Below are 24,528 nucleotides of genomic sequence, written 5' to 3' on the forward strand. Positions count from 1 at the left end.
CATTACCACCAGTATTTCCCGAAGTTTTCCGGATTGGCCCAGAACCGTGAGTTGAGCCAGTCGGGGACTTGTTTGTAGTCAAGCAGATCATAGGTGAACAGTGTCAGCACTTGATCGTCGCGTTGAAAACGTTCACTGGCTTGCAGCGCCAGCGAATAGAAGTCGGTTTCCTGCCAGCCGCTGGCTGACAGGTCTGCCAGCACGGCGATGCGGCTGGCGTTGAGATTGCGAATCCCGCCCAACAGGTTCAGGCCATCGCGTTTGGGCAAATGTTCCAGACAATCGACCACCAGCGCCAGGTCGAAACGCTGCGCCGCCAGTTCAGCAGGCAATGGGCCCGGCGCGGCATGGGCCACGGTGGTGTCTGGATGCGCCTGTTTAAAAGCGCTCAAGGCCGGAAACTCACTGGCGCCGATCAGCAGCAGACGCGCCGGGGCGTAGCGATCCAGCAAAGCGGCCAGCGCCTGTTGCGGCGTGCGGGAAGAAATGGCGACGTTCATCAAAGCTCCTCAATCAGACCGCCAAGACTAGCCTGCCTGACGGTGCGGGCAAAGAGCCCTGTTCCGCCCGTTTGCGGCAAATGTGCCGAAGTCCTGTGAACAGGCTCGCAAACAGCGGTGGCCTATTGCTGGCGGAGATTAAAACTCCGGTCTTTACTCCCTGAATCGGTTTTAAGCCGATCCCTCAGGAGAAAACCAGATGAGCATAGTTCGGACAGCATTACCTTTGATTCTGCTAACCAGTGTGTTGACTGGTTGCGCAGGTTTACAGAAAACCGACTGGCCGACCTGTGCGGCGGTCGGTGGTGTTGTCGGTGCCGGTCTCGGCGCGACCGAAAGTTCGGCGTGGGCCGGCTACGGTGCGTTGCTGGTCGGCGGCACGGCAGCGGCCTATTGCTGGGTTCACGGTGATGGCGACGAAGACGGCGATGGTGTGCCGGACAGTCGCGACAAGTGCCCGGGCACGCCTAAAGGCGTACAGGTCGACGCTGACGGTTGCCCTCCACCAGCCCCTGCGCCGGTGGTTGAAGAAGCGGTAGTGGTCAAGGAAGAAACCATTGTCATCCGTGATGTGCACTTCCAGTTCGACAAAGCGACGCTGACCGGCCCTGACAAGCAAGTGCTCGACAAGGTCGCCACCCGCCTGAAACAGGAATCCTCGACTGCGCAACTGACCGTGACCGGTCATACCGACAGCGTGGGCAGCGATGCCTACAACAAAAAACTGTCGGATCGTCGTGCGCATTCGGTGGTGGACTACCTGATCCAGCAAGGTGTGCCACGCGCCAGCTTCGTTTCGGTGTCCGGTCTGGGTGAAAGCCAGCCAGTGGCCGACAACAAAACCGCTGACGGTCGCGCGCAAAACCGTCGTACCGAAATCAAAATCCAGCGTTAAGCCCCTCTCGCATCCGCGGCTTGTGCAGTCGCGGATGCGGGTCTTTACTCCTGTGTAACCGGTATGGGCCGGTGACACAGGAGCTTTCACAATGACTGTTTTCTCAAGGTCCGTCTTGCCGGTGCTACTGCTTGGCAGCTTGCTCACCGGTTGCGCCACCCACAGCGATGGCACTGCACCCCTCAATCAACGTACGTGGCCGATCTGCAGCCTTATCGGCGGGCTGGTCGGTGGCGGTCTCGGCGCCATTGAAAGTGGCGGCTGGGCCGGTGGCGGCGCAGCGCTGGGGATTCTTACCGGCGGACTGATCTGTTATGCCCAGGACGGCGATGAAGACGGCGACGGCGTGTTCGACCGCCGCGACCGTTGCCCGGACACCCCGGAAAATACCCCGGTCGATCACCGTGGTTGCCCGCTACCGCAATACCCGGTCACGGAAAAAGTGCCGGAGCCTGCGCCGCAAACTGAAGTCATCACCCTCAGCGATGCCGGCAACGTGCTGTTCGATTTCGACAAATCCGACCTGACCCCGGCGGCGAAAGCCCAGCTCGATACGCTGATGGACAAGCTGCGCAATGCCGACGTGGTCAGCATCAAGGTCATTGGTCACACCGACAGCAAAGGTTCGGATGCCTACAACCAGGCCTTGTCGGAACGGCGGGCGAGCAGTGTCGCGGCGTATCTGCTGAGTCAGGGGCTGGCGCCGAACAAGCTCACCAGCGAAGGGCGCGGAGAAAGTGAACCGGTGGCCGATAACGCAACCGATGAAGGGCGCGCGCAGAACCGTCGCGTGGAGTTGCATATCAATCGCTAGGACGCCTCTGTAGGGCGCAGGCTAGAGCTGCCGGACGATTATCAAAGTCGTTCCGGCAGCCATTTGGCGGCGCGGCGAAGTTTTTTCATTTGTGCCTCTGGCTTATCCCCCGCAGAAGCCGTTACTGTGCGCCCAAAGAATAATTCGCAACACGGGGGAGCGTATGAAAGTGTTCTGGGGGCTGGGGCGGTTGTTGACCCTGCTGTTCTGCTGCGTGGTGCTGGCCAATCAGTTGGTGCCGTTCGTACATCCGCTGCATCTGCTGGTCAATCTGGCCGGCGGCCTGCTGTTGCTGATTCATCTACTCGAAGTGCTGCTGTGCAATCGCAGCCTCAAAGGCCGTTCGCACCCTTGGCGTGACCGTGGCCGCATCCTGCTGTTCGGCGTATTCCACTTGCAATCCATCCCGGCCCCGGCCGCTCCGGAGGCTTCTTCCCATGCGTAAACTTTGCCTGCTCGCTGCATTTATCAGCCCATTGGCCTGTGCCCAGGTGGTCAGCGTTGAAACCAACTCGCTGATGCGTTTGCCCAACACCGCCAGCACGTTGCAGCTGGAAAAACTGGAAGTGGCCGATTACGGCACGTTGCTGATTCCTGCCAACGTGACCGAACTGACCGTGGGCGAGTTACGTCTTGGCCATGAAGCCCGTATCGCGATCGTTCCGAGCGAGAACGCTTTGGAGATGAAGGTAGCTCGTGCAGAGCTGAGCGATGGCAGCCGGATTACTGCACGGGGTGCACCGGGGACTTATGAGAAAGCCGCCCGTGCCGGGCGCAATCTGAATCTGCAATTCAAAGCTTTGAACGCGCCGCAACTGTTGGTCGATGCCCGTGGCGGCACCGGTGCGCCGGGGTTTGTCGGCCTCGATGGCGGTAATGGCGAAGACCCGGGCTGCACCTACGGTTCGGCCGGGCACGGTTTTGATGGCAGTAACGGCAGCGACGGCCAACCGGGTGCACCGGGAGCGCTGGTGCGCCTTGAAGTGCCGCGCGAGTTTCCAGCCGAGCTGATCAAGGTCAATGTCGCGGGCGGTGCTGGCGGTCCGGCAGGCGTTGGCGGCAAAGCAGGGAAGGGTGGCAAGTCCAAGGGCTGCCTGGTGTATCGCGCCGATGGCGGCAAGAACGGCAAGGCCGGGGCGGATGGACAGCCTGGGCCAGTGGGGGCGGCGGGGGCTGTGACTGTGCAACGCCTTTAAAGGCAGACCCTCATCGGAACGCCGCCCGCCCAGCCCTCTCCCGGAGGAGAGGGGGCCGACCGAGGTGACTCAGGCTATCCATCGACCTGAAAAACCGTGTCGATTATGGATTCAAAGCTAATCCTTCAGGTCGGCGTAACTCTTCAATATCCCCCATTCAGTCCCCTCTCCCTCCGGGAGAGGGCTAGGGTGAGGGGCTTTTGATTTTCAGATCATCGGCCTTGCAGCCGCAATCGCCACCAGCACCAGCCCGACAATCAGATTAAGCCCCACCACCCGGCGAATCCGCCCCAGCACCGCCGCACCCGCCGGCCAGTCCTTCGCGTCCACCGCCGTACGCAACTCCGGCAGCATCAGCCCCTGAATGCGGATAAACAGCGCCGTCATCACCACATACAAGCCCATCATCACCTGCACATATTTCGGCGCGGTCTCAAAGCCGACCTGCTGCAAATGCAACATGCCCACACCGCTGATCGGCAACAGGATCACCGCAACCCAGACCCAACGAAAAAAACCCTGAAACACTTCCACCCACAAGGTCAGGCGGGCTGGGCCGTCGAGGGCCTTCACAGCCGCCGGGCGCAGGACCATCCAGGCGAAAAACATGCCGCCGACCCAGACCAGGGCGGACAAGACATGCAGCGGGTAGACGAGGCTAAAAAGTGTCATTGGGTTACTCCGTTCTGCGCAGGATCGATTCGCGGGGTATGATAGCCGCCGATCCAAACCACTGAAAATTTATCCAGCGTTTTTTGCGCCCGACACTCAATGATCAGCACTGAACTCAAAACCACGATCCAGGGCGCCTACTCGCGTTTTCTAGAGGCCAAGAGCCTCAAGCCGCGTTACGGCCAGCGCCTGATGATCGCTGAAATCGCCAAAGTCCTCGGGGATATCGACACCGACGACGAAGGCCGGCGCAGTGGCGACCCCGCGATTGTCGCGGTGGAAGCCGGCACCGGTACTGGCAAGACAGTCGCCTACAGCCTGGCCGCGATCCCCACCGCGAAACTGGCCGGCAAGCGCCTGGTGATCGCCACCGCGACCGTCGCCCTGCAAGAGCAGATCGTCTACAAGGATTTGCCCGACCTGATGCGCAACAGCGGGCTGAATTTCAGCTTTGCGCTGGCCAAGGGCCGTGGCCGCTACATGTGCCTGTCCAAGCTCGACATGCTGTTGCAGGAAGGCCACGCGCAAACCGCCACTGCCCAGTTGTTCGAAGAAGAAGGCTTCAAGATCGAGGTCGATGAGGCCAGTCAGAAGCTGTTCACCAGCATGATCGAGAAACTCGCCGGCAATAAGTGGGACGGCGACCGTGACAGCTGGCCGAATGCGCTGGAAGACGCCGATTGGGCGCGCCTGACCACCGATCACAGCCAGTGCACCAACCGGCATTGCCCGAACTTCGGCCAGTGCGCCTTCTACAAGGCCCGCGAAGGCATGGGCAAGGTCGACGTCATCGTCACCAACCACGACATGGTCCTGGCTGACCTGGCGCTGGGCGGTGGCGCGGTACTGCCGGATCCGCGCGACACCATTTACGTGTTCGACGAAGGTCACCACCTGCCGGACAAGGCGATCGGTCACTTCGCCCACTACACACGCCTGCGTTCCACCGCCGACTGGCTGGAAACCACCGCGAAGAACCTGACCAAATTGCTGGCCCAGCACCCGCTGCCGGGCGACCTCGGCAAATTGATCGAACAAGTGCCGGAGCTGGCGCGGGAGATCAAGGCCCAGCAGCAGTTCATGTTCAGCGCCTGCGAGCAGGTCGCCGATTTCAAACCGGGCGAAGACGTCGAGGGCCGTGAGCGTCCACGCCATCGTTTCGTCGCCGGGGTGATTCCCGAGCACATGCGCGAAATGGGCATCGAGCTGAAGAAAGGCTTTGCCCGTCTCAACGATCTGTTCACGCGCCTCACCGACCTGCTCAAGGAAGGCATGGACGGCGAGGTCAACATCGGCATCGCCAGCAATCAGGCCGAAGAGTGGTACCCGCTGTTCGGCAGCCTGTTGTCCCGTGCTTCGGGCAACTGGGAGTTGTGGACAGCCTTTACCGCCGAAGATCCGGAAGACAGCCCGCCGATGGCGCGCTGGCTGACGTTGGCCGAAAGCGGTTCGCTATTCGACATCGAGGTCAACGCCAGCCCGATTCTGGCGGCGGAAACCTTGCGTCGTAGCTTGTGGAACGTGGCCTACGGCTGTCTGGTGACTTCGGCAACGCTGACCGCTCTGGGTACCTTCGACCGCTTCCGCATGCGCGCCGGCCTGCCGAAAAAAGCCGTTACCGCCGTCGTGCCGAGCCCGTTCCATCACGCCGACGCCGGTGTGTTGCGCGTGCCGGATCTGAAGGCCGACCCGCGCGATGCGGCGGCCCACACGGCAGCGATCATTCGTGAGTTACCCGATCTGGTCGAAGGTTCGCGCGGCACCCTGGTGCTGTTTTCCTCGCGCAAACAGATGCAGGACGTGTTCGACGGCCTCGACCGCGACTGGCGCAAGCAAGTGTTCATTCAAGGCAACCTGTCGAAACAGGAAACCCTGAACAAGCACAAGGCGCGGGTCGATGGCGGTGATTCCAGCGTGCTGTTCGGTCTCGCCAGTTTTGCCGAAGGTGTCGACTTGCCGGGTGCCTACTGCGAGCACGTGGTGATCGCCAAGATCCCGTTCTCGGTGCCGGATGATCCGGTCGAAGCGGCGCTGTCGGAATGGATCGAAGCCCGTGGCGGCAATCCGTTCATGGAAATCTCCGTGCCCGATGCTTCGCTGAAGCTGGTTCAGGCTTGCGGGCGTCTGCTGCGTACCGAAGAAGACCGCGGCACCATCACCTTGCTCGATCGGCGCCTGGTCACCCAGCGCTATGGCAAGGCGATCCTCAATGCGTTGCCTCCTTTCCGTCGTGAAATATCCTGAGACAACGGTGGGCAGTTTTGCCCGCCGTGTTGTCTATCTCTCTGCTATCGCTTTTCCATTGGCCATTGTTGGTCGTTAGGGAGAACTCCGTTCTTATGATCCGCCGTTCGTTGCCTGCCGTATTCGCCTTGATCTTCGCCACGCCGCTGTTCGCGGCGCCTGCGGGTCAGCAGACCTTGTTCAACTTTGTCCGTCCTGCCGACGTGGTGAAAATCGCCACCGAAAACGCGGATCTGCCGCAGGCCAACGCCGAACAGACACCGGAAGGTGAAGTGCTGCGCCGGGTGACGTTCAATCCGGTGGCCCGCCCGACCTTGCGCCTGACGCCGCAGACTGGCGCCTGGGACTGGTCGCAGTCAGGCATGATGACCTTGCGTTTGCAGAGCGCTATGGACTGGGCGGTGACGGTCTACGTGCAGATTCAGAGCAACGACGGTCGGACACTGGTCAGTCGCGTCGACTTGCCAGCAGGTCCTGCGCAAACCCTGTTGGTACCGCTAGTGGCATCGACGCCGCTGAGTCAGGGCATGAAAGCCGGGCCGCCGATGCCGATGACAGTCGATGGTCAGCGGATCCTGCTGGCCGCCAGCAGCGGCGAAATCGATCGCAGCCAAGTGGTCTCGGTGAGCCTGTCGATGGATCAGCCGAAAGTCGCCCAGAGCTTGCTGTTGGAGCGTTTCGGCGTGCAGGACGGCGATTCGGTCACCCAAGCGGTGTACGGCAATCTGGTCGACGCCTACGGGCAATCGACCCGCAGCAAGTGGCCGGAAAAGGTCAGCAACGATGAACAACTGAAATCCGCCGCCGCCAAGGAACAGCAACAGCTGAAAACCTGGCTGGCCGAGCGTGAGAAGTCCTCGCTGGACAAATTCGGTGGCTGGAACAAAGGCCCGGCGTTCAAGGCCAGCGGTTTCTTCCGCACCGAAAAACGTGATGGCCGCTGGTATCTGGTCACGCCTGAAGGGCATCCGTTTTACTCGCTGGGCGTGAACACCGTCAGCCCGCAGGTCAACCAGACCTACGTGGCCGGTCGTGAATACATGTTCGAATCCTTGCCTAAACCTGAAGACCCGTTGGCCAAGCACTTTGGCGAGGGTGACAACCGTGGCGGCAATGGTGTTGATCAGGGCCGCGGTTATGGCAACGGGCGCTGGTACGACTTCTACGGCGCCAACCTGCAGCGCGTGTACGGTGAGCCGTGCAAAGCCGACAGTGAAAGCAAGTCCGGGGTAGCGGAAGCGGCGAAGTCTGCAGCCGCTGAAACGGCCGCCGTCCAAGCCGCCGAGCCTGCCCCAGTACCTGCCGAGCCGAAGTCCGGCGTCGCTGAAGCGGCCAAAACCGAAACCGTACAAGCGACAACAGAAAAAGCTGCCGAACCGTGCAAGGCCACCATCGATGAGCAACAGTGGGCCAGCCACACGCTTGATCGTCTGCAAGCCTGGGGCTTCAACACGGTTGGCAACTGGAGTGCCGATTCGCTGAGTGATGCAGATCGTGTGCCGTACACCTTGCCGTTGTCGATCGTTGGCGACTACACCAGCATCAGCACCGGCAGCGACTGGTGGGGCGGCATGCCAGATCCGTTCGATCCGCGTTTCGCCATGGCCACCGAGCGCGCCGTCGCTATCGCTGCCCGCGATCACCGCGACGATCCGTGGCTGATCGGCTACTACGCCGACAATGAACTGGCGTGGGCCGGTCCCGGTGACGATCCGAAATCCCGCTACGCGCTGGCCTATGGCACGCTGAAAATGACCACCGACGTGCCGGCCAAACGCGCGTTCCTCAAGCAACTGCGCGACAAATACCGCAATCAGGCCGGGCTGTCGAAGGCATGGGGCATCGATCTGCCGGCGTGGGAATTGATGGAAGACCCGGGTTTTGTGCCTCCGCTGCCGAGCCCGGAACATCCGGAAATCGAAGCGGACTTCAAATATTTCCAGAAAGTCTTCGCTGACACCTACTTCAAAACCATTTCCGACTCGCTGAAATGGCACGCGCCGAACCAGTTGCTGCTCGGCGGCCGTTTCGCCATCAGTACGCCGGAAGCCGTGGCGTCCTGCGCGCAGTATTGCGATGTGCTGAGTTTCAATATGTACACGCTCAAACCGCAGGATGGTTATGACTTTGCTGCGTTGGGCGCTTTGGACAAACCGGTATTGATCACCGAATTCAACTTTGGCTCAGCGGATCGTGGCCCGTTCTGGGGCGGCGTCACGCCAGTGGCCAAGGAAGACGATCGCGGCCCGGCGTACGCCAACTTCCTCAAGCAGGCCTTGAGCGAACCGTCGATTGTCGGCGTGCACTGGTTCCAGTATCTCGATCAACCGGTGACCGGGCGTTTGCTCGATGGTGAGAACGGTCATTTCGGTCTGGTCGGGGTGACGGATCTGCCGTATCAGGGCTTTGTCGAATCGGTGCGCAAGAGCAACTTGCAGGCGATTGATCAGCTTGGCAAAGAGGCTGAGAAAGCGGCCGCAGCGGCGGGGCATGAGGCTGAGGGCGGGCGCAAAGGCGAGGCCGGCAAAGGGCCGGGGGCAGGGCATGCCGGTGGGCATTCGGGGAATGGTCATTAACGCGAGACGCTTTAAAAAGATCGCAGCCTGCGGCAGCTCCTACTGAGAAACGCAATCCATGTAGGAGCTGCCGCAGGCTGCGATCTTTTGACTTGGCTTTCAACCGTCTGGCCCGCAGCTGTTCCCAAATCCCTCTGGGGCTGGAACAATGCGGGCCACTTTGTAGAGCGTTTTTGCGGGGAGTTGCGGGTGCAGATTCAGGGACATTACGAGCTTCAATTCGAAGCGGTGCGCGAAGCTTTTGCCGCACTGTTCGACGATCCCCAGGAACGCGGCGCAGCCCTGTGCATCAAGGTCGGCGGAGAAACCGTTCTCGACCTCTGGTCCGGCACTGCCGATAAGGATGGTGCTGAGGCTTGGCACAGCGACACCATCGCCAACCTGTTCTCTTGCACCAAAACCTTTACCGCTGTCACCGCCCTGCAACTGGTCGGTGAAGGCAAGCTGCAACTGGATGTTCCGGTCGCCCGCTACTGGCCGGAATTCGCCGCCGCCGGCAAAGAGTCCGTGACCCTGCGCCAATTGCTTTGTCATCAGGCCGGTTTGCCGGCGCTGCGCGAGCTGCTGGCGCCGGCAGCCCTCTACGACTGGCAAACCATGGTCGATGCCCTTGCGGCCGAAGCACCATGGTGGACGCCGGGCACTGGCCATGGTTATGCCGCGATCACTTATGGCTGGCTGATCGGCGAGTTACTGCGCCGCGCTGACGGTCGTGGGCCGGGCGAATCCATCGTCGCTCGTGTCGCTAAACCTCTGGGTCTGGATTTTCACGTCGGTCTGGCTGACGAAGAGTTCCACCGCGTGGCGCACATCGCGCGCGGCAAGGGCAACGCCGGTGATGCCGCCGCGCAACGTCTGCTGCAGGTGACCATGCGCGAGCCCACCGCGATGACCACCCGCGCTTTTACCAACCCGCCGTCGGTGCTCACCAGCACCAACAAGCCGGAGTGGCGGCGCATGCAGCAACCGGCGGCCAATGGCCACGGCAATGCGCGCAGTCTGGCCGGTTTCTACGCGGGCCTGCTCGATGGCAGCCTCCTCGAAAGCGACATGCTCGAAGAGCTGACCCGCGAACACAGCCTCGGCGAAGACAAGACACTGTTGACCCAGACCCGTTTCGGTCTGGGCTGCATGCTTGATCAACCGGATGTGCCCAACGCCACTTATGGTCTCGGCCCTCGTGCATTCGGTCATCCGGGCGCGGGCGGTTCCATCGGTTTCGCTGATCCTGAGCATGATGTTGCCTTCGGTTTTGTGACAAATACCCTTGGGCCGTACGTCTTGATGGATCCGCGCGCGCAGAAGCTCGCGCGGGTGCTTGCCACTTGTCTGTAAAGTTGCACCCGAGGTCCCAGGGTCGGAACCTCAAGCGGTTTTTCGTTTCAAAACGGCTGTTTATCCGGGCGAAAGTGCTCTGATTTTTCATTACTTCATTTTGTGGATTTTCAATGTCATCTAAAAAGACCCTCGCCCTGGCCCTGTGTGTAGCGATCACCGGTTGTGCACAGACCCCGAAAAACGATGCGGACGGCGGCAGTTGGTGGCCGTTCGGTTCTTCCGACAAGGTTGCGGCCAAGGAGCCAGCACCGGCTCCAGCCCCTCTGAAACCTGCGGCCACCGCACCCGTGGCCAAGACTGAAAGCAGCAACCCGTGGTACTGGCCGTTCGGTTCTGATGATGAAGCGGTCAAAGCCGACATGAAGGCTGAAGTCGCCCCGGAAGCGAAAAAACCGGCAACCGTGGCCAAAGCTGAAGCCGACGCGGGTGGCAAATGGTGGTGGCCGTTTGGCGGCAAGGATCAGCCAACCACCAAAGCCGTGCCGATGCCCGATCCGAAAGTCACTCAAGCCTGGCTCGACGACTACGAGCCGCGCCTGCGCGAAGCGGTCAAGGACAGCAATCTGCAACTCGAACGCCGTGACAACGTGCTGGTCGTGACTGCACCGGTCGAAGGCTCGTTCAACCCGGATCGTCCAGCCATGTTGCTGCCGGTCACCCTCGGCCCGTTCACCCGCGTGGCGAAAATCCTTGAAGCCGACCCGAAAACGGCCGTGCTGGTCCTTGGCCACAGCGATTCCAGTGGTGCTGCGCCTGCCAACATCAAGCTGAGCCAGGAACGTGCCCAATCGATTGCGGCGATCTTCCGTCTCAGCGGCCTGCAGCGTGATCGCCTGATGCTGCGCGGCATGGGTTCCGAAGCGCCGCGTGCCGCCAACGACAGCGTTGAGGGGCGTGCCCTGAACCGTCGCGTTGAACTGCTGGTGACCCCGCAGAACACCATGGTTGCCCTGTTGAGCAAGTACAACATGCCGGCACCGAAGCCAGTGACCATGGTCGCCGCGCAAGACGTCAAGCCAGCCGCCAAACCGGTGACCCCGGCCCCAGCCGCGAAAAAAGCAGCTGTGCCAGCGACCAAAAAAGCTCCGGTGAAAAAAGCTGCTGCCAAGGCGCCGGCTAAAAAGGCCCCGGCCAAGGCCCCAGCGAAAAAGACTGCGCCAGCCAAAGCCGCCGCGACCGACAAGAAAGTCGCCGCGACGGATGCCACCAAGAAGTGATCCGCTAACGAAAGGAATGCGCCATGACCCAGGCTCTGGCAGATATGCGTCGTGATTACACCCGGGATGGTCTGACCGAGGCGCAAGCCCCGGCCGAGCCTTTTGCGCTGTTCCACCAGTGGTTCGCCGACGCGGTGAAAACCGAACAGGTGCCGGTGGAAGCCAACGCCATGACCCTGGCCACGGTCGACCAGGATGGGCGACCGCACTGTCGCATTCTGCTGCTCAAGGGCCTGGACGAGCAGGGCTTCACCTTCTTCACCAACTACGACAGCGCCAAGGGCCAGCACCTGGCGGCCAACCCGTTCGCCGCCATGACCTTCTTCTGGCCGACCCTGGAACGTCAGGTGCGCATCGAAGGGCGGGTGGTCAAGGTCACGCCCGCGGAGTCCGATGCCTATTATCAGGTGCGGCCACTGGGCAGCCGCCTCGGTGCCTGGGCATCACCGCAGAGCCGGGTGATCAACGGGCGCGGTGAGCTGGAAGATTTGCTCAAGGCCACCGAGCAGCGTTTCTCCGATACTCAGCCCGACTGCCCGCAACACTGGGGCGGTTACCGCTTGCTGCCTGAGCGCATCGAATTCTGGCAGGGCCGTCCGAGCCGTCTGCACGATCGCCTCAACTACCGTGTGCAGGGCGCCGACTGGATTCTTGAACGTCTGGCACCCTGAGCAGTCTACCGAGCGGGATAGTCTGCCGCGGCGGCCTCCAGCCACTTCGGCAGATCCCGGCGCTTGATCTTTTGCGCCTGAGCGCGAGCCAGTTGTTCGAGCATGAAGGCACGTTTGCCCTCGTCCTTGCCGGCCAATGACAGCGCCAGGTCGCGATCCATCCAGCGTTTGATCCGCACGTACAACCACCCATGGAAGTACAAACCGGCGGCAGTGGTGACGACGATGATGAAGTAATCCATGAAAATCCTTGGTGTCGGTGGCGCAGATTTGCCAATTTGGCGCTACTGTAGGGGCTACGTCAGGGAGAGCGTGCAGGTGTCTGTACCGCGCCTGAATGAAAGCCAATTTATCCGGGCAGTGTCGTGACAGGCGTCAAGCCACGGAGTTTAATGACTATATGTTTCTTTGGAGTTGATGCTATGCGTAAGTCTGTTCTGCTGGTTGCTTCCTTTTCCACGATGGCGATGTTGCTTACCGGTTGCCAATCGAGCCTGACCGGTGACTCCTACTCCCGTGACGAAGCGCGTCGCGTGCAGACGATTCGCATGGGCACCATCGAATCCCTGCGCCCGGTGAAAATCGAAGGCACCAAAACCCCGATCGGCGGCCTCGCTGGTGCAGCGGTCGGCGGCGTCGGCGGCAGCGCCATCGGCGGCGGCAAGGGCAGCATCGTTGCTGCAGTCATCGGTGCAGTGGCGGGCGGTTTGATCGGTTCGGCAACCGAAGAAGGTCTGACCCGTACCCAGGGTGTGGAAATCACCGTACGTGAAGACGACGGCAGCATGCGTGCCTATGTGCAGCAGGTTCAGGAGAATGAAGTGTTCCGCGTAGGCGAGCGCGTGCGCATCTCCACCGTTGGCGGGACCAGCCGCGTTTCGCACTAAGCGGAATTCAGGGTAAAGAAAACCCCGATCAGGTGACTGGTCGGGGTTTTTTAATGCGTTTCAACGTCCATTGCACGTCAGTTGGAAGGTGACCTTCGGATCGAAGACATTCCTTCCCAGCAGTTTCTCCAGCGCGGCAAGCTGATCATTTGAAAGATCGTAACCCTCCCAGCCTTCCTGCTTACAAGACCAATTCATGATGGCAGCCAAGTTCTCGTCGCATCCGCTAGGCAGGTCTTCTTCAAAAACGAGAAACTCTGTTTTCCTATCGAATGCTTCAATCCTATAAATCATAAGAGACCGTCACCAGACATCGCTGTAGTCAAAAGAGATCTGATAATCGTAAGTTTTGAAGACGATGCCATGTTGAAAATACGGCTGAATGATTGGAACCCATTCTTCGAAAACATTGAAACCGCCATTGTTTATGTTGTTTTCCACCGGTATTCCCAAGGCATTCAAAACGCCCTCATCATCCCCTAAATCCTTGGAATACTCTTCGCCTTCGCACAGATCAGTTTGCTTGTCGTACCACTCTAGCCTCAGTTTTAATCCCATCATCAACCTCACAAATATTTTTTTCTGATGCTTCTTTCATCTTTCGCATCTTCGCGTCGCTCCCCCGTAAAAGGGTCAAACGCGCCTAGGTGAGTTCCGTCACTTGCTCGGTAAACCTCCAACTCTCCGTGCATCGAGTCCCACTCGTAGATTTTTCTACCTTTCGCATCTTTCCACCGTTCCCGAAGTCCTCCGCCTCCTTGTATAGGATTCTTTTTCTGCACCTTTATCAGTCCGGGAAATGCAGTGATTTCCTCTGCTTTTGGAGGCCTATGATAACTATGCCCCGCGGACGGTAAGCCTTTACGTGATGATGTACTGACTACGATGTATACCGGCCTAACACCCGAATTAGCCGGAAACACCAAAATGAAATCCCGATACTCTGGCGGATAAACCGGATTCACCAGAATTCCATCCGCCGCTTTCGTCGGCGGATAAACCCAGATGTGCGGTGCCTGCGGTGCAGCCTCCAGCGCGGGAATACCGAGGATGTCTGAGCCATCCACGGCGGGCGTCCAGATCAGCTCGACGCCTTCGCCCAGATCCGCAATGAACTGGCTGTCTCGCACGGTGAACTGCACGACATCAACCATTTCCCAATCGCGATTCTTGCCGGTGTAGAAGCCGTAGCCCTTCAGGCTGCCGTCGGCCTGCTGTTCGACCCTCAACCGAACACGCGTTCGCGCCTGTTCAAGTCCACGCAGTTGTTCGTCGGTATAGAGCGCGCTGTCACCAAGGCTCGATGGCATGAACAGCGCAACCAAACCAACTAAAGGCGCAACAGCCGCACTAGATACAGCTGCGGGCAGTGTTTCAAACACCGATCCCGCCAAAACCAGACTGCCAAATCCAGCCGGAATAGCGGTTGCACCGATTTTCTTGAGAGGAACTGCGCCGCTTTCATCGGCCTCACGCGCGCCCAGCAGGATCAGGTCGCCGTAATCCTTCAGGCTGTCGGTCGGCACCATCCCCGAAGGACTGGAGTAATCGATAATCGCATCCGGCAATTTGCAGGACTTGGCGAATACGCAGCCGGCACGGACGGGCTCTGTCTTTTTGACCGCCACCTCACGGCTGCGCTCGAAAGCCTCCTGCCGCGCCAGCATGGCGTCGTAAGCGTTTTGTCTGGCGTCGCGCTCGGCCAGTTCAGTGGCCGTCATGTAGCGGTAGGTGACGTGATGCCCGTCGCCTTGCGGTGGGTTGGAAACCCGAGGAATGTCCTTGTTGCCAGCCACTGATCGTCCTTTTGCTCATCCATCGACAGCCCTTCGCAAAGGGCTGCGCAACGTTAACGAAGCAGGAAAATGATGGCTGTAGGACGCGTCGCTAAAGACGTGGGGATTGTTCGCTGTGTAACGGGAACGCAGGAAGTTTGTGGCGAGGGCGCTTGACCCTCGCCACAGAGGTTATATCGGTTGGGAGTTCTTGCGACTCGCCGCCGCCGTCACCGCATAACCAATCAGCGCCGCCAGAATCGAGCCGGTCAAAATGCCCATCCGGTCCATGCCAGCGTAGTCACTCACACCCGGCTCAAACGCCAGCGAACCGACAAACAGGCTCATGGTGAAGCCGATACCGCAAAGGATAGCTACGCCCATGACCTGGCCCCAGTTGGCGCCTTGGGGCAGGGTGGCGATGCCGATCTTCACGGCCAGCCATGTCAGGCCGAAAACACCGACCGTCTTGCCCAACAGCAGGCCCACCGCAATGCCCATCGGCACATGATGGGTGAAGCTTTCCACGGTGACGCCGCTCAGCGATAGGCCAGCGTTGGCAAAGGCGAACAGCGGCAGAATGCCGTAGGCCACCCATGGGTGCAGCGCATGTTCGAGGGTCAGCAACGGCGACGGCTCCGCGTTTTTCGTGCGCAATGGAATGCAGAAGGCCAGGGTCACGCCGGCCAATGTGGCATGGACGCCGCTCTTGAGTACGCAAACCCAGAGGATCAAGCCGATGATCATGTACGGCCCGAGCTTGACCACCCCGAGCCGGTTCATCGCCACCAGCGCTGCAATGCACGCTGCCGCCAGCCCCAGCGACAGAGTCGACAGTTCGCCGGAGTAGAAGATCGCAATGATCACGATGGCGCCGAGGTCATCGATGATTGCCAGGGTCATCAGAAACAGCTTCAGCGATACCGGCACGCGCTTGCCGAGCAAGGCCAGCACGCCGAGGGCGAAGGCGATGTCGGTCGCGGTCGGGATCGCCCAGCCGTCGAGGGCTGCCGGATTGTCACGGTTGAGGAACCAGTAGATCAGCGCCGGCACCAACATGCCGCCGATCGCTGCCGCGCCGGGCAGGACGATCTGTGAAGGTTTCGACAGTTGGCCGTCGAGGACTTCGCGTTTCACTTCCAGGCCGATGAGCAGGAAGAACATCGCCATCAGACCGTCGTTGATCCACAGCAGCAGGGGTTTAGCGATTTTCAACGCACCGATCTGCGCCACCACCGGGGTGTCGAGCAGGCCGGTGTACAGCCACGACAGTGGCGAGTTGTTGATAATCAGGGCGAGGACAGCAGCGGCGATCAATAACAGACCGCTGGCAGCTTCCAACTGAAAGAAACGCGTGAAAGTGCTACGCAGAGGCAAGGTCGCTCTCCATCGAATAGTCAAAAAGGTGGGACACCCTAACCCGTACTGTTAGTTGTTAAAACAAAAGTTATATTCTTTTTTGTTATATGGCGTTACAAGGCGTCTGGCTCAAGCCACGCTGAGCCTAGCAGTTGCCTGACATATTGAGACTCAGCTGTATCTGTGCGCGCTATAGGATTTTTCCTAAGCTGATGAGCGAGCCATTCGAATAGATTCCTCTCCTGCCCGATTCAACGAGAACCATCACCATGAGCGACAACCGACAGTGGGCCCGCGAAGCCATCCGCATCATCGAGGCGGATTTTCAGCGCAGCGCCGACACCCACCTGATCCCTTTGCCGCTGCCAGGTTTTGCGGGTATCGAGTTGTATTTCAAGGATGAGTCCAGTCATCCAACCGGCAGCCTTAAACATCGCCTGGCTCGTTCGCTGTTTCTCTATGCATTGTGTAACGGCTGGCTCAAGCCCGGCGCCCCGGTGATCGAGGCGTCCAGCGGTTCTACAGCCATTTCCGAGGCGTACTTTGCACGGATGCTCGGTTTGCCGTTTATAGCGGTGATGCCGGCGACCACCTCGAAAGAGAAGATCGCCCAGATCGCGTTCTACGGTGGTCAGAGCCATCTGGTGAAAGATCCGACGCAGATCTACGCCGAATCCGAGCGTTTGGCCCGCGAGCATGGCGGCCACTTCATCGACCAGTTCACCTACGCTGAACGCGCCACCGACTGGCGCGCGAACAACAACATTGCCGAATCGATCTTCCAGCAGATGCGTTACGAGAAGCACCCGGAACCGAGCTGGCTGATTTCCAGCCCCGGCACCGGCGGCACCACCGCGACTCTGGGTCGTTATGTGCGTTATCGCCAGCATTGCACCCGCGTGTTGTGCGCGGATGCCGAGCGTTCGGTGTTCTTCGATTACTACCAGACCGGCGACGCCGGTTTGCGCCTGGAGTGCGGTTCGCGCATTGAAGGCATTGGCCGGCCACGCGTTGAGGCGTCGTTCCTGCCCAAGGTGATCGATGCAATGGTCAAAGTGCCCGACGCCTTGTCGCTGGCGGCCATGCATTATCTGGCGCAGCGGCTGGGGCGGCATGTCGGCGGGTCGAGCGGGACCAACCTGATCGGCGCCTTGATGGCGGCGCAGCAGATGAAAGCGGCGGGGGAGTCGGGATCGATCGTGGCGATTTTGTGCGATGGTGGCGAGCGGTATGCCGACACCTATTACGATCAGGATTGGTTGAAGGCGCAGGGGTATGAATTGAATGGGTTGATCGAAGCGGTGGCGGCGAGTGCCGAGCGCGGTGAGGCGCTGCCGACCTCAGTGCTACGCGCGAACATCTGAAGAAATACACATAACAATGTGGGAGCTGGCTTGCCAGCGATAGCAGAGGGTCAGTCAACATCTATGATGAATCTGATTCCTTCATCGCTGGCAAGCCAGCTCCCACAGGGTTTTGTGTCGGTTCAGACGATTAGTCAGTCAGGCCGAGGATGTCGCGTGCCACGGCTTCGGCAATGCGAATCCCGTCAACACCTGCCGACAGAATCCCGCCCGCATAACCCGCGCCTTCACCGGCCGGGAACAAGCCCTTCACGTTCATGCTCTGCAGCGTCTCGTTACGGGTAATGCGCAACGGCGACGAAGTACGCGTCTCGATCCCGGTCAACACCGCATCATGCAGCGAATACCCGCGAATCTGTTTCTCGAACGCCGGCAAGGCTTCGCGGATTGCCTCGATGGCAAAATCCGGCAAGGCCAGGGCCAGATCGCCCAGCGCCACGCCCGGTTTGTACGACGGCTCGACTTCACCCAGTTCGGTCGATGGAATGTCGTTGATAAAGTCGCCAACCAGTTGCGCCGGTGCTTTGTAATCGCTGCCACCGAGAATGAACGCGTGGGATTCCAGGCGTTCCTGCAACTCGATCCCTGCCAGCGGGCCACCCGGATAATCGACTTCCGGGGTGATGCCGACGACGATGCCGGAGTTGGCGTTGCGCTCGTTACGCGAGTACTGGCTCATGCCGTTGGTGACCACGCGGTTCGGCTCGGACGTCGCCGCGACCACGGTGCCGCCCGGGCACATGCAGAAGCTGTAGACCGAACGGCCGTTCTTGGCGTGGTGCACCAGTTTGTAGTCGGCAGCGCCGAGTTTCGGGTGCCCGGCGTATTTGCCCAGACGTGCACGGTCGATCAGCGATTGCGGGTGTTCGATGCGGAAACCCACCGAAAACGGCTTGGCTTCCATGAACACGCCACGGCTGTGGAGCATGCGGAAGGTGTCGCGGGCGCTGTGGCCGAGGGCCAGAACCACGTGTTTCGAATGCAGGGTTTCGCCGCTGGCCAGCTCGACGCCGACCAGTTGGCCGTCTTCGATCAGCACGTCGGTGACGCGTTCCTGGAAGCGCACTTCACCGCCAAGTTCGCGGATCTGCTCGCGCATGTTTTCAACCATACCGGTCAGACGGAATGTACCGATGTGCGGCTTGCTGACGTAGAGGATTTCTTCCGGCGCGCCAGCCTTGACGAACTCGTGCAGGACTTTGCGGCCGAGGAACTTCGGATCCTTGATCTGGCTGTACAGCTTGCCGTCGGAGAACGTGCCCGCGCCGCCTTCGCCGAACTGCACGTTGGACTCGGGGTTGAGCACGCTTTTACGCCACAGGCCCCAGGTGTCCTTGGTGCGCTGGCGGACTTCGGTGCCGCGCTCTAGGACGATCGGTTTGAAGCCCATTTGCGCCAGCAGCAGGCCGGCGAAGATCCCGCACGGGCCGAAACCGACGACGATCGGGCGCTGGCTCAGGTCGCTTGGCGCCTGGCCGACGAACTTGTAGCTGACATCCGGCGCCACGTTGACGTTACGGTCGTCGGCGAACTTGCCCAACACTTTGGCCTCGTCGCGCACTTGGAGGTCGATGGTGTAGATGAAGCACAGTTCGGAGGACTTTTTGCGCGCGTCGTAGCTGCGCTTGAACAAGGTGAAATCGAGCAGATCATCGCTGGCGATGCCCAGACGTTGCACGATGGCAACGCGCAGGTCTTCTTCGGGATGGTCGATTGGCAGCTTGAGTTCAGTGATTCGTAACATGGCGAGGATCCGGGTTCGCGGGGCGCACAACTGCGCCAGGGCGTTTGAAGGCCGCGATTATAAGCCGCAAAGGCCGGATCCGGTGAGGCTAAAACGCTCAGTCGTTGCGCGATCCGCCGAAATACCCGCAACCGCGTTGCACCTGACCGTCGATGCGCAACTCGGCGCTCATGTGTTGCACGCTACCGGTGCTGCTGTCGACGCAGCGTTGCGGCGCGACCCACAACTCGATGCGCTGGTTGTTGGCTTCGCTGCTCAGATTGAAGCGACCGTCGCCCAATTGATCTTCAATATACGGCACGGCAAGTGGCGGCTGACCTGCGCGGTCGATGACCATGCCTTTGCCGCTGACTTTGACATTCCATTCCGGACCGTGACCGGCGGCGCGCAGGATCAGCAGTTTGAAATTCGGATCATCACAGGCAGTGCCGGAACGCTCGACGCGATACAGCTGCGTCAGGTCGAGTCGATCACCGGCGACTTTTCCGCGGACGTCGGCAAACAGTTTGCCTTGCTCGTCGGCGAGGGTTGCAGCCTCTTGCAGAATGCTGGTGCCACCAATGTCATTGACGACGAGTTGGCGCTGATCCTGGCATGGCTGGAACACCAGTTTGCCGTCAGCGGCGGTCAGTTGGCCCTGCATCCGTGTCTGCCCGACGTGCGAGGCACTTTCTCGCTGGCCATCGAGCAACTGGCAAGCGGCAAACAACGGCAGCAGGGCAACAAGGACTAACGAACGGGCAACACGCATCTTCGGCTCTCCAGACAAGTGCCGCCACGTTACGCAGCCTGACCGTTCATCACAAGGGTTTAGCCCACGTGAAATGTCTGACCTGTCTGCAGGCCTTCGACACTTTTCGCGTAGGCCAATGCCACATCTGCCGCAGGAACCGGCTTGTAACCACGGAAATACGGAGCGTAGCTGCCCATGGCTTCGAGCAGTACGGTCGGGCTGATCGAGTTCACTCGCAGGCCACGCGGCAATTCAATGGCCGCTGCGCGTACAAAACTGTCCAGCGCACCATTGACCAACGCTGCCGAGGCGCCGCTGCGGATCGGATCGTGGCTGAGCACGCCGGTGGTGAAGGTGAATGACGCGCCGTCGTTGGCGAACTCGCGGCCAATCAGCAGCAGATTGACCTGGCCCATCAGTTTGTCTTTGAGGCCGAGAGCGAAGCTGTCTTCCGTCATCTCACCCAGCGGTGCGAAGGTGACGTTGCCGGCGGCGCACACCAGTGCGTCGAACTTGCCGGTTTTTTCGAACAGCTGGCGGATCGATGCGCTGTCGCTGATATCCACCTGCAAGTCACCGCTGTTGCGGCCGATGCGGACGACTTCGTGGCGTTGCGAGAGTTCTTTGTCCACCGCCGAACCAATGGTGCCGCCAGCGCCTATCAACAGAATCTTCATCGAGCTGTACCTCAAGTGATTGAACGAGGTTTCAGTCTAGAGTGGTTTTTTCTGTGGATAAGCGCGCTAATAGGCAACCTTTGGTTTTCAAATGGAAACAATCCATGAGCGAAATGGATGATCTGGCGGCGTTCGCGGTGCTGATCGAAGCGGGCAGTTTTACCTTGGCGGCGCAGCAATTGGGCTGTAGCAAAGGGCAGTTGTCCAAGCGCATCAGCCAGCTCGAAGCGCGGTTTTCTGTGGTGTTGCTGCAACGCACCACTCGACGCTTGAGCCTGACCGCTGCCGGCGCAGCATTGTTACCACAAGCGCAGGCGCTGGTCGTCCAGGTGGAAAGGGCGCGTCAGGCCTTGGCGCGGTTGAAGGACGATATGGCCGGCCCGGTGCGCATGACGGTGCCGGTTTCGTTGGGGGAAACCTTCTTCGATGGTTTGTTGCTGGAGTTCTCGCATCAATACCCTGAGGTGCAGATTGAGCTGGAGCTGAACAACAGTTACCGCGATCTGTCACGGGACGGCTTTGATCTGGCGATCCGCAGCGAGGTGGCCAATGACCAACGGCTGGTGGCCAAGCCGTTGCTGGCCTGGCAGGAAATGACCTGCGCCAGCCCGGCGTATCTCGAGCGTTTCGGTGAACCGCTGACGCCACAGGCTCTGGCCGAGCATCGCTGCTTGCTCAACAGCCACTACAGCGGACGTGAGGAATGGCTGTATCACCAGCAGCATGAATTGTTACGGGTGCGAGTATCAGGACCGTTTGCCAGCAACCATTACAACTTGCTGAAGAAAGCCGCACTCAGTGGCGCCGGGATTGCGCGGTTGCCTTCCTACTTGCTGCAGGCGGAATTGGCTGACGGCCGATTGCGCTGGCTCCTGCGTGACTTTCAGACCCGACGTATGCCGATGTACCTGGTGCATCCGTATCAGGGTGAATTACCAAAACGCACGCAAGTGCTCGCGGATTATCTGATCGGTTGGTTCAAGCGCAGCGGCGAGGCGCTGGATCGACTTCAGCACTGATCATATGAACATAAACCCCATGTAGGAGCTGCCGAAGGCTGCGATTTTTTGATTTTGTTTTTTTCAAAGCAAGATCAAAAGATCGCAGCCTTCGGCAGCGCCTACAGGTCGGCGTTCAGTTGGTGAAGTGGCGGGCGATCAGATGATCAATCGACAACTTGCCCGGCCCCGTCGCCATCAAATACAGCAACACCGCCGCCCAGGTGCCGTGAGTCGGATAGGCATCGGGATACACAAACAGTTGAATGGTCAGGGTCATGCCCAACAACGCCAGCGCCGAAAACCGCGTAGCGAAGCCAATCAGAATCAGCATCGGAAAGAAGTGCTCGGCGAACGCCGCCATGTGCGCGGCAATCTCTGGCGACAGTAGCGGTACGTGGTATTCGCTCTTGAACAACGGAATCGTCGAGTCGGCCAGACGTGGCCAGCCGAGTTGAAAGCTGCCGTCGATCAGGTCAATGGCCAGGCCTTCAACCTTGGTCTGCCCTGATTTCCAGAACACCGCGGCAATCGAGAAACGTGCAATGAACGCGATCAGGCTGTGGGGGATTTTTTCCAGCAGCGCGATGGCGCGGGTGATGAGCGTTTTCATGGCAGTTCCTTGTTATTCAATTGGGTAATGGCGTTGCGCGCGATCAGTAAGCCGAGGGTTTGCGCGAGGTCGAATTCAGGGCTGTTTTCAGCCGCTGCCAGCAGTGGCTGGCCATCGATCAGATTGCGGATAAACCTGCTGGCGCCGGGGTCGAGGGCAAACACTTCGACGTCCAGGTCATTGCGCAACACCAGCGCGTGTTGCCTTTGGTTGATGTCGACGCCTTCCAGCGTCGAGCCTTGCTGATGTGCGCCCCAGATCGCCACCACGGCAAAGGCTGAGTCGAGCAGGTGCAGGGAGGGGTGAAATTCGAAGCGCAATTCAGTCAGCGTTTGCGCATCAGCCAGCGCTGCCGTGATTTCTTCTGGCCGGACGGGCAGGGTGTCGGCCGCGTGGTAGGCGAGGGTGCGCAAGTGCTCAAGGCGCGCCACGTCTGCCAGATAAGGCACGCCGCCGGCCGGTTCAAACGCTGCAATGAAGTCCGCAAATGTTTCTCCGTAGCGACTCATCAACGGACTCTGCGGCGGCAGCTGTTGTACGAAAACGGCCGCCATGGCGTGGAAGAATTCATCGCCGACCAATTGCGCAACCACCGGGCAACTGTCGCTCAACGCATTGATCAGCGAAGCCTGTACGTTGTTGCGATACACCGCGAAACGGCTCGCCGGATCAGCACCGTTGGCGCTGCACAGGCCTTCGGGGCAGGGTAACCGGGTGTCGATCAGCGCGGCAGCGAAAGCGCGTTGAGTACTCATGTGCGTGCTCCAGCATCCAGCAAAAGTGCATCAGCTTGCTGAGCTTCCGCCAGCAGCACCGCAAACGCCGGCACTTGATTGTCGCGCTCGATCAACGTCGCCACCGGGCCGATGCGTTGCAGCACTTGCCGGTATAAACCCCAGACGGCTTGATCGATCGGCGCGCCGTGATCGTCGATCAGCAAGCGATCGCCAAGGCTGTCGCTATCTTCGGCGAACCCGGCCAGATGAATTTCACCCACCGTGTGTAATGGCAGCGCATCGAGATACGCCAGTGGGTCACGCTGATGGTTCACGCAAGAAACGTAGACATTGTTGACGTCCAGCAACAGTCCACAGCCGCTGCGGTGTACGACCTCGGCGATGAAGTCAGGCTCATCGATGGTCGAACGCTGAAAGGCCAGATAGGTCGCTGGATTCTCCAGCAACATGGGACGTTTGAGTGTGTTCTGCACCTGATCAATATGCTCGCAAACGCGGTTCAGCGTCGGCGTGTCATAGGCCAGTGGCAGCAGGTCATTGAGAAACACCGGGCCGTGGCTCGACCAGGCCAGATGCTCAGAAAAGGCTTGCGGTTGATAGCGCCGTATCAGTTCGGCAAGGCGCTTGAGATGCTGTTTATCCAGCGGCCCTTCAGCACCGATGGACAAGCCGACACCGTGCAGCGACAGCGGATACTGCTCGCGGATCAAACCGAGAAAATGATGAAACGGACCGCCGGCCACCATGTAGTTTTCGGCGTGGACTTCGAAGAAACCGATGTCCGGTTGTGAGCCGAGCACTTCACGAAAGTGCCCGGTCTTGAGCCCCAGCCCGGCACGGGACGGGAGCCCGGTGCGGGCTGCCTGAGTGCCGGAGGGAACATGGTCGTTGATTGTGAGCATGATCGTCACTCAGGCAGACCAACGATCAGGACTTGGCTTTGAAGGCTTCCATCTGACCGAAACCGGTCGGCGAAGTCTTGCTCTCGGTGGTGGCGCAGGTGCCCTTTGGAACGAGTTTCCAGGCATTGGCCTGATAGTCCATTTTCGACGTGCCGGCACAGGTAGTGCCTGCACCGGCGGCGCAATCGTTATGACCTTTCATGGCCACGCCGAAGCATTTTTCCATGTCGGCGTCAGCGGCGTGGACGGTCGATACAGCAGCCATGCTCAGGGCAGAACCGAGGGCCAGAACCAGGGCGGTGGCGGACAGGGTGCGAGTGGTAGCAGTCATGATGTTTCTCCAGTCTTGGTCAGGGTTTTTACAAGCGCGTTTGCGCTTGCTTGTCCCTCTAGAGAAACGAGGTGGCGTTGCGTTACAGCCCGCTCATAATCTTTTTGGAAAAACGCAAAACCCTGTAGGAGTGAGCCTGCTCGCGATGGCGTCATGTCAGATACTGGCGATGTTGAATGACACGACGCCATCGCGAGCAGGCTCACTCCTACAAGGGATTTTTGGAGAATCTGAAAATTGTGCAGGCACAAAAAAACGGCCCGAAGGCCGTTTGTTTGTTTGGCG

Annotated in this window: 26 protein-coding genes; 12 read left to right on the forward strand and 14 right to left on the reverse strand. The window is 59.8% G+C overall.

Features of this window, described 5'->3' with window-relative positions:
- Nucleotides 1-2: 2 nt before the first annotated feature.
- Nucleotides 3-500: a DUF6231 family protein gene (locus tag AC3IUF_RS06535; RefSeq protein ID WP_095113856.1), complete on the reverse strand. Its 498-nt coding sequence runs from the start codon at nucleotides 498-500 to the stop codon at nucleotides 3-5.
- 199 nt (nucleotides 501-699) lie between these two features.
- On the opposite strand from AC3IUF_RS06535, the gene AC3IUF_RS06540 reads away from it, so the two are divergent.
- The 4 genes from AC3IUF_RS06540 (at nucleotide 700) to AC3IUF_RS06555 (ending at nucleotide 3,405) form a co-directional block, all read left to right on the forward strand.
- Entirely contained in the window at nucleotides 700-1,395 is a 696-nt protein-coding gene (locus AC3IUF_RS06540; protein WP_007918596.1) for a PA1041 family peptidoglycan-binding anchor lipoprotein, read from the forward strand.
- A 91-nt stretch (nucleotides 1,396-1,486) separates the two neighbouring features.
- Nucleotides 1,487-2,209 carry a PA1041 family peptidoglycan-binding anchor lipoprotein gene (locus AC3IUF_RS06545; protein WP_007918595.1) on the forward strand — a complete coding sequence of 241 codons (723 nt, stop codon included), beginning with the start codon at nucleotides 1,487-1,489 and terminating at the stop codon, nucleotides 2,207-2,209.
- 163 nt (nucleotides 2,210-2,372) lie between these two features.
- Nucleotides 2,373-2,654, forward strand: a complete 282-nt coding sequence (locus AC3IUF_RS06550) for a DUF1145 domain-containing protein (RefSeq protein WP_489280720.1) — start codon at nucleotides 2,373-2,375, stop codon at nucleotides 2,652-2,654.
- A complete protein-coding gene (locus AC3IUF_RS06555; protein WP_007918591.1) occupies nucleotides 2,647-3,405 on the forward strand; it encodes a hypothetical protein in 759 nt (252 codons plus the stop codon). Before AC3IUF_RS06550 ends, AC3IUF_RS06555 begins: the two co-directional genes overlap by 8 nt.
- Before the next feature lie 207 nt (nucleotides 3,406-3,612).
- Here the strand turns inward: AC3IUF_RS06555 and AC3IUF_RS06560 are convergent, their stop codons facing one another.
- Nucleotides 3,613-4,077, reverse strand: a complete 465-nt coding sequence (locus AC3IUF_RS06560; RefSeq protein ID WP_007918589.1) for a CopD family protein — start codon at nucleotides 4,075-4,077, stop codon at nucleotides 3,613-3,615.
- Nucleotides 4,078-4,176: 99 nt separating this feature from the next.
- On the opposite strand from AC3IUF_RS06560, the gene dinG reads away from it, so the two are divergent.
- From dinG to pdxH, 5 genes are all read left to right on the forward strand, one after another.
- On the forward strand, nucleotides 4,177-6,321 hold the full coding sequence (gene dinG / locus AC3IUF_RS06565) for an ATP-dependent DNA helicase DinG (protein ID WP_007918588.1): 2,145 nt from the start codon (nucleotides 4,177-4,179) through the stop codon (nucleotides 6,319-6,321).
- A gap of 95 nt (nucleotides 6,322-6,416) precedes the next feature.
- Nucleotides 6,417-8,897 (forward strand): beta-galactosidase, encoded by a 2,481-nt coding sequence (locus AC3IUF_RS06570; RefSeq protein WP_007918586.1) that lies wholly within the window; start codon nucleotides 6,417-6,419, stop codon nucleotides 8,895-8,897.
- 189 nt (nucleotides 8,898-9,086) lie between these two features.
- Nucleotides 9,087-10,232, forward strand: a complete 1,146-nt coding sequence (locus tag AC3IUF_RS06575; RefSeq protein WP_489280723.1) for a serine hydrolase domain-containing protein — start codon at nucleotides 9,087-9,089, stop codon at nucleotides 10,230-10,232.
- A gap of 113 nt (nucleotides 10,233-10,345) precedes the next feature.
- Nucleotides 10,346-11,452, forward strand: a complete 1,107-nt coding sequence (locus AC3IUF_RS06580) for an OmpA family protein (RefSeq protein WP_095113852.1) — start codon at nucleotides 10,346-10,348, stop codon at nucleotides 11,450-11,452.
- Between the two features lie 23 nt (nucleotides 11,453-11,475).
- Complete coding sequence (pdxH, locus tag AC3IUF_RS06585) at nucleotides 11,476-12,123, forward strand: pyridoxamine 5'-phosphate oxidase (protein ID WP_414916517.1); 648 nt, start codon at nucleotides 11,476-11,478, stop codon at nucleotides 12,121-12,123.
- 5 nt (nucleotides 12,124-12,128) lie between these two features.
- Here pdxH and AC3IUF_RS06590 read toward each other — a convergent pair whose 3' ends face one another.
- A complete protein-coding gene (locus tag AC3IUF_RS06590; RefSeq protein ID WP_007918567.1) occupies nucleotides 12,129-12,365 on the reverse strand; it encodes a hypothetical protein in 237 nt (78 codons plus the stop codon).
- 180 nt (nucleotides 12,366-12,545) lie between these two features.
- Here AC3IUF_RS06590 and AC3IUF_RS06595 point away from each other — a divergent pair, with 180 nt between their 5' ends.
- Complete coding sequence (locus AC3IUF_RS06595; RefSeq protein ID WP_007918566.1) at nucleotides 12,546-13,010, forward strand: outer membrane lipoprotein; 465 nt, start codon at nucleotides 12,546-12,548, stop codon at nucleotides 13,008-13,010.
- 60 nt (nucleotides 13,011-13,070) lie between these two features.
- Here the strand turns inward: AC3IUF_RS06595 and AC3IUF_RS06600 are convergent, their stop codons facing one another.
- The 4 genes from AC3IUF_RS06600 to nhaA form a co-directional block, all read right to left on the reverse strand.
- Entirely contained in the window at nucleotides 13,071-13,304 is a 234-nt protein-coding gene (locus tag AC3IUF_RS06600; protein ID WP_007918565.1) for a DUF7683 domain-containing protein, read from the reverse strand.
- Between the two features lie 9 nt (nucleotides 13,305-13,313).
- The gene (locus AC3IUF_RS06605; protein WP_007918564.1) at nucleotides 13,314-13,568 is read right to left on the reverse strand and encodes a colicin E3-like toxin immunity protein; all 255 of its coding nucleotides are present in this window, start codon (nucleotides 13,566-13,568) and stop codon (nucleotides 13,314-13,316) included.
- 8 nt (nucleotides 13,569-13,576) lie between these two features.
- The gene (locus tag AC3IUF_RS06610; protein ID WP_095113850.1) at nucleotides 13,577-14,806 is read right to left on the reverse strand and encodes an S-type pyocin domain-containing protein; all 1,230 of its coding nucleotides are present in this window, start codon (nucleotides 14,804-14,806) and stop codon (nucleotides 13,577-13,579) included.
- Nucleotides 14,807-14,977: 171 nt separating this feature from the next.
- Nucleotides 14,978-16,162, reverse strand: coding sequence for a Na+/H+ antiporter NhaA (gene nhaA / locus AC3IUF_RS06615; protein ID WP_095113849.1), 1,185 nt, complete (start codon nucleotides 16,160-16,162; stop codon nucleotides 14,978-14,980).
- A 251-nt stretch (nucleotides 16,163-16,413) separates the two neighbouring features.
- On the opposite strand from nhaA, the gene AC3IUF_RS06620 reads away from it, so the two are divergent.
- Nucleotides 16,414-17,508 carry a PLP-dependent cysteine synthase family protein gene (locus AC3IUF_RS06620; RefSeq protein ID WP_123374641.1) on the forward strand — a complete coding sequence of 365 codons (1,095 nt, stop codon included), beginning with the start codon at nucleotides 16,414-16,416 and terminating at the stop codon, nucleotides 17,506-17,508.
- A 130-nt stretch (nucleotides 17,509-17,638) separates the two neighbouring features.
- Here AC3IUF_RS06620 and AC3IUF_RS06625 read toward each other — a convergent pair whose 3' ends face one another.
- From AC3IUF_RS06625 to AC3IUF_RS06635, 3 genes are all read right to left on the reverse strand, one after another.
- Nucleotides 17,639-19,252, reverse strand: coding sequence for an NAD(P)/FAD-dependent oxidoreductase (locus AC3IUF_RS06625; protein WP_414916514.1), 1,614 nt, complete (start codon nucleotides 19,250-19,252; stop codon nucleotides 17,639-17,641).
- A gap of 97 nt (nucleotides 19,253-19,349) precedes the next feature.
- Nucleotides 19,350-20,003 (reverse strand): COG3650 family protein, encoded by a 654-nt coding sequence (locus tag AC3IUF_RS06630; RefSeq protein WP_007918549.1) that lies wholly within the window; start codon nucleotides 20,001-20,003, stop codon nucleotides 19,350-19,352.
- A gap of 59 nt (nucleotides 20,004-20,062) precedes the next feature.
- Nucleotides 20,063-20,662: a short chain dehydrogenase gene (locus AC3IUF_RS06635; protein WP_489280728.1), complete on the reverse strand. Its 600-nt coding sequence runs from the start codon at nucleotides 20,660-20,662 to the stop codon at nucleotides 20,063-20,065.
- A 104-nt stretch (nucleotides 20,663-20,766) separates the two neighbouring features.
- Here AC3IUF_RS06635 and AC3IUF_RS06640 point away from each other — a divergent pair, with 104 nt between their 5' ends.
- A complete protein-coding gene (locus tag AC3IUF_RS06640; RefSeq protein WP_489280730.1) occupies nucleotides 20,767-21,681 on the forward strand; it encodes a LysR family transcriptional regulator in 915 nt (304 codons plus the stop codon).
- Nucleotides 21,682-21,796: 115 nt separating this feature from the next.
- On the opposite strand, the gene AC3IUF_RS06645 is transcribed toward AC3IUF_RS06640, so the two are convergent.
- The 4 genes from AC3IUF_RS06645 to AC3IUF_RS06660 are packed head-to-tail and all read right to left on the reverse strand — an operon-like array spanning nucleotide 21,797 to nucleotide 24,243.
- Complete coding sequence (locus tag AC3IUF_RS06645) at nucleotides 21,797-22,273, reverse strand: DoxX family protein (protein WP_095113844.1); 477 nt, start codon at nucleotides 22,271-22,273, stop codon at nucleotides 21,797-21,799.
- Entirely contained in the window at nucleotides 22,270-23,028 is a 759-nt protein-coding gene (locus tag AC3IUF_RS06650; protein WP_489280732.1) for an HvfC/BufC N-terminal domain-containing protein, read from the reverse strand. The genes AC3IUF_RS06645 and AC3IUF_RS06650 overlap by 4 nt, the downstream gene beginning before the upstream one ends.
- Nucleotides 23,025-23,912 carry an MNIO family bufferin maturase gene (gene bufB, locus AC3IUF_RS06655; protein ID WP_489280734.1) on the reverse strand — a complete coding sequence of 296 codons (888 nt, stop codon included), beginning with the start codon at nucleotides 23,910-23,912 and terminating at the stop codon, nucleotides 23,025-23,027. The genes AC3IUF_RS06650 and bufB overlap by 4 nt, the downstream gene beginning before the upstream one ends.
- Nucleotides 23,913-23,937: 25 nt before the next feature.
- Nucleotides 23,938-24,243 carry a BufA1 family periplasmic bufferin-type metallophore gene (locus AC3IUF_RS06660; protein WP_007918537.1) on the reverse strand — a complete coding sequence of 102 codons (306 nt, stop codon included), beginning with the start codon at nucleotides 24,241-24,243 and terminating at the stop codon, nucleotides 23,938-23,940.
- Nucleotides 24,244-24,528 lie beyond the last annotated feature (285 nt).

This window comes from Pseudomonas sp. KH_040 (genome assembly GCF_057839305.1).